The 4,520-nt window shown below is 35.2% G+C and carries 6 protein-coding genes; all 6 read right to left on the minus strand.

Going from position 1 to position 4,520, the window contains the following annotated elements:
* Positions 1-210 (minus strand): hypothetical protein (locus tag NUV40_03220; protein ID MCR4342885.1); only part of this gene is annotated, 210 nt, incomplete at its 3' end.
* A gap of 18 nt (positions 211-228) precedes the next feature.
* Positions 229-516 carry a hypothetical protein gene (locus NUV40_03225; GenBank protein ID MCR4342886.1) on the minus strand — a complete coding sequence of 96 codons (288 nt, stop codon included), beginning with the start codon at positions 514-516 and terminating at the stop codon, positions 229-231.
* A 310-nt stretch (positions 517-826) separates the two neighbouring features.
* On the minus strand, positions 827-1,003 hold the full coding sequence (locus NUV40_03230) for a hypothetical protein (protein ID MCR4342887.1): 177 nt from the start codon (positions 1,001-1,003) through the stop codon (positions 827-829).
* Between the two features lie 285 nt (positions 1,004-1,288).
* On the minus strand, positions 1,289-2,314 hold the full coding sequence (gene trpS / locus NUV40_03235) for a tryptophan--tRNA ligase (GenBank protein ID MCR4342888.1): 1,026 nt from the start codon (positions 2,312-2,314) through the stop codon (positions 1,289-1,291).
* Between the two features lie 496 nt (positions 2,315-2,810).
* Entirely contained in the window at positions 2,811-3,680 is an 870-nt protein-coding gene (locus tag NUV40_03240) for a response regulator (protein MCR4342889.1), read from the minus strand.
* A gap of 2 nt (positions 3,681-3,682) precedes the next feature.
* Entirely contained in the window at positions 3,683-4,297 is a 615-nt protein-coding gene (locus NUV40_03245) for a hypothetical protein (GenBank protein MCR4342890.1), read from the minus strand.
* Between the last annotated feature and the right edge of the window lie 223 nt (positions 4,298-4,520).

The following is a 4,520-nucleotide window of genomic DNA, read 5'->3' on the forward strand; positions in this document are numbered from 1 at the left end:
CACTTCTCCAGGTATTACTACTATTTTGATCTTTCTAAAAACCTTCCGTTTTAACGCTTCTCTTTTACTATCATTTGTTTTTATAGGTCTTCCTCCCGGTAATTTCCATTTTTCACCTCCTCGAAAATTACCCTTTTTCAAAACGAGAGGTATTCCTCCATCTATTTTTTCAATAATCCCAAAGACGGCAAAATCAACATTGTTATTCACAAAACACCCGCCTTCCTTTTATTTACAAAGATACTCATTTTGTTTTTTCCCATAGACTATTGTCTCCCTGCGGCAACATGGCTTGATTATATCGACAAGAATTTGTTTAAACACAAATGATACATGGAGCAACTCCTCTACCGTACCCTTCTTGCTTTTGTCTAAAACTCTCTTCGAAAGTTTGCCATATCTTAATAAGCTTCTCCTCTCTTTTTTAGTAAGTTCAATCAATAATTCATATAAACTACCATATCTTGATTCGAATTCACGTCTTGCAGTATTAAAGGTTGGCACATCAATTTTCATTTCGTTTACCTCCTTTTGAAATGCATTCAATTTAAATATAAAGATAAAAGCTTAACACCCCCTTCCTGAAAAAAGGTTTGCGATTATGTTATTGATATTGTTGGTATGACTGATAAGAACTATATATAGACCGTCTCCCTTCCAATCGGCGTTTCGGTCAAGTGCCTATTCCGCATGTCCTGCATTGTATGTCACCTTTATTTACTGAATATTAATGTCTTTCTTTAAATTGCCAGCAGCCCAATGTTAAAGGCCGCTGGCAAGACAACCGAGTAAAAATTAATTACTAATATTAATCTTCATGTGGCTATCATTTTTTATCATTTTGGTGTTGCACACCATAGCTGAAACCTTTATCGTAGATCTCATCCTTTTCAGAGATATTGAAAGATTTACCAAAAGAGTGGGAAATTTCATCCAATATCCCAGCATCTTGTCCATCTCTTACTCCTCTTTCATACGCTCGATCATTATCGTTTTTCGACATTTAAAACCTCCTCTTTCTTAAAAAAACAAAACGACAATTTAAAATAAAACATACTGCATTTACTTTAGATGAGTTTTATGCTATTTTGATCACCTCCTTCCTCGATGCTTAGTAAGTTTAACGATTTCACATTTCACCGCTTTGCATTTCACAGCTTTGATAGTATTGTATCTGGTATAAAAATTATATCTATCCGTTAAAGATTCCATAAATATACTGTAATGGCTTTAGAGCCATGATAACCTTACATTGCTTAGACATGAGATGAAAGGGATTGAGATCATCTCATTCTTGGCAATAATCTTCTATTCGTACGGAAAAACCTAATGCAGTTCTGACTTCTTTTACAGTCTCTAACGCCTTATTTCTGGCCTTTTCCGCACCTTTCTTTAAAACATTTTCAAGGCCGTTATTATCGTTAATCAACTCATTTCTTATTTTTCGAGGCTCACTCAGCGCCTCATTTAAGACTTGAGATAGAAGAGGTTTGCATACCTTGCGACAACCTATCTTTCCTTCCTTACAATCTTCCTTGATTTGTACAAAAGTATTTCCATTTTCGTAACATTTCATAAGCTGGTACAGATTGCATTCATCTGGATGTCCAGGATCAGACAACCTTGGTTTTTTAACATCCGTAACCATTTGAAAAACCTTTTCTTTCGTTTCTTCAGGTGAGTCCGAAAGCGCTATAAAATTTGAATAAGACTTACTCATCTTTCTACCATCAATCCCAGGAATTTTAGGCATTTCTGTTAGCAGTGCTTCCGGCAACGGAAATATTTCCCTATTGCATAATGTATTTGCCCTTCTAGCGATTTCTCTTGTAATCTCAATGTGAGGTACCTGATCCTTACCGACAGGTATAAATGCTCCCTTATACAGGCATATGTCCGCCGCCTGTAAAACCGGATAAAGCAGAAAACTGCTTAAGCCGTTCCCATTGAGATGAAGTTCCTGTTTTTGCTCTTTGTAAACAGGGTTTCTTTCAAGCTCTGAAACGGTTATCAAATAAGAGAATATCAGGTGCAATTGAGGCAACTCAGGAATGTCAGATTGCCTGAAAATGACACTCTTTTCTGGGTTAAGACCGCAAGAAATCATATCGGCCAACACCTCAAGACTATTCTCTCTAATTGTGCTAAATGCCGGATTTGTAGTGGCAGCATGATAGTCTGCAATGAAGTAATAACATTCATACTCGTCTAAGTTCTGAAGCTTAACCATGTTTTCTACAGCACCTAAAATATTTCCAAGGTGCAGTCCCGCAGTTGGACGTATACCGCTTAATACAATCTTTTTTCTATTCATATTAAAACCTCCAATTAATTTTGAATTTTCTTTGAATAATTAATAGAATTATAAAGTATTTAGTACAAGAATCTATCCGTCCCATATCCTAAAAATATCCCATCAGCCATTTAATCTAATTAACATTTTAACGGCTCTCAAACTCAAGAAGAGGTAATACAAGATGGGAAACCGCTTTATAGTAAGACTGCTTGTGACGTGCTCTAAGAAGTGTGTAAGGTAATTGTAAGCAAAATATAGTTATCGCTATTACAACAATTACCATTGAAAAGATGTCGTAAATAAGTAGAGTAAGAAGGAGGGTTTAATGTAGAATCAAACGTTGCTGATGTAGAAGAATAGAGAATAATGATATCAGGAATTTTACAAAATCCTGCTTTTGGAAGGGGTATGCTGTTTACTTAAACTTGGTAATTTTCAAACTTATGCATGTCAGAAAAAAATATTTCTTTTTCATTAGTTGTCTGGACAAATGATTCGATACAAGTGAGCACAATCATTTAGAATCCAAAAATCTTTTTAACTCGTCCAATTTAGTGCTCATTTCGTTTCTAAAGCATTCAAATTCGGCCTGGGTTACATATGATGTACTCTTTGATACCTCGTCTTTCGTTGGTTTTGGTAATAGAACATTGCCTATCAAGAGTCTTACCTGAGCTTGCCCGCAACCTTCTTTTGTCAAAATACCCCATGTATTCCAACCAGTAGTATCCAGTATCCTTGAATTTACATTATTTATTATCTTATGTTTGCCAGCCCCAACAACATCAGAAATATCAACTGGTTCTTTGGAAGCCTGCATACATTTTATAATCACTTTTTCATAGTCGTATGGAACATTAACGGTGTAGGAATTTATTTTATTGTCTATTAATCGCTTGGGGTTTCTTAAATATATTATACTTCCTTTAGCTTCTTTTCTATACTCAAGTTCCCATGTATCATTGTAATAGTCTTCAATAACGGCAGTAGAAAGATTTCTTAAACGGTTTTGATTGCTGGGACTATCAAGCTCCTTTTTTAGGACATAAAGAATAACGTTAGACTTCCACCCAAAGCTTATCTTTTTCCCTCTGTCGTCTTCCCTGGTCAGGACTATAATCTTCAGGTCAGGCCTTACTGACAATAGTTCTTTAGCTATAATATCTCCCTGTTTTTTCTGGCGCTTAAACTCAACATCTAAAAGGACAAGTTCAATATTACCATCATTTCTTGCTTCTTCTATTCCCTTCTCACCATTGGTTTCGAAAATTATTTTGTAAGGAGAAAGTTTATAGACACTCTCTAATATTTCTTTAAGTTTTTTGCCACAGATCTCTGGCGCTTCAGGTGTATCGTCAATGCATAATATTTTTTTCTTGGCCATTCCTAATTTCCTTTAATAATATTCACAAATTTTTGTCCTAATTTAGACGCAACAGACGGCCAGTCCAAATCATCTTTTTTTATTCCATTTATTGCTTTTTCTGCTTCAGCAGATAGTATGTTATCATTTACAAAATTACTAGCCATCTTTAGTATTTTAATGCATCTATCCATGTCTTTAAGCAGATCGTGGCTCAAAAGCGTTAGAATGTATCCTTTGTATCCCCTATCACTACCACATATAGCCTGTCTTATAGGCTGACTGGAAATAGGGATCATTTCATTAAACAGATTTATGAGTTCTTCAAGCTCAAATGGGATCCCCAAATAGGTATGATTATAAGGATGGTCATAGAATAAAGGATGTTCTTTTTCAAAGATCAATCTATCTTCGAATCCAGTAACAATAACAGGATTCCGGTATTTTGACCTTATCTCCTCATAAAATAGCTCTTGCAAATTACCTTCAGTGATAGTTATCAATACTATTCTTTTTTCGTTTTCTAATAGTTCTGTTTTAAATTTACAAACTTCTACACCCCTTACAGCTTTAAGCGCTCTTTTAAAGGCTTTGAAAAGTTCATCATTCTCAGAAAACAGTATTACCTCTTTATTCATATCTATAAACTTTTTCAGCTTCCTCTACTTTTTCTGCAACTACAGTAATAAAGAAGCCACCGTCATCTATCCTTCTGGCATATTCCTTGTCCATCTGGTAAAATTTCCACGAGAATGATTTATTAGCGATAGCACTGAGATAAATTCCCTCCTTTATGCTGAGATAAATCCCTTCCCTCCCAAACTAAGAGTCACGACAAGATTAACGTGTGCATATTAGAAT

The organism is Patescibacteria group bacterium (assembly GCA_024654625.1).
Classification (GTDB): domain Bacteria; phylum Patescibacteriota; class Minisyncoccia.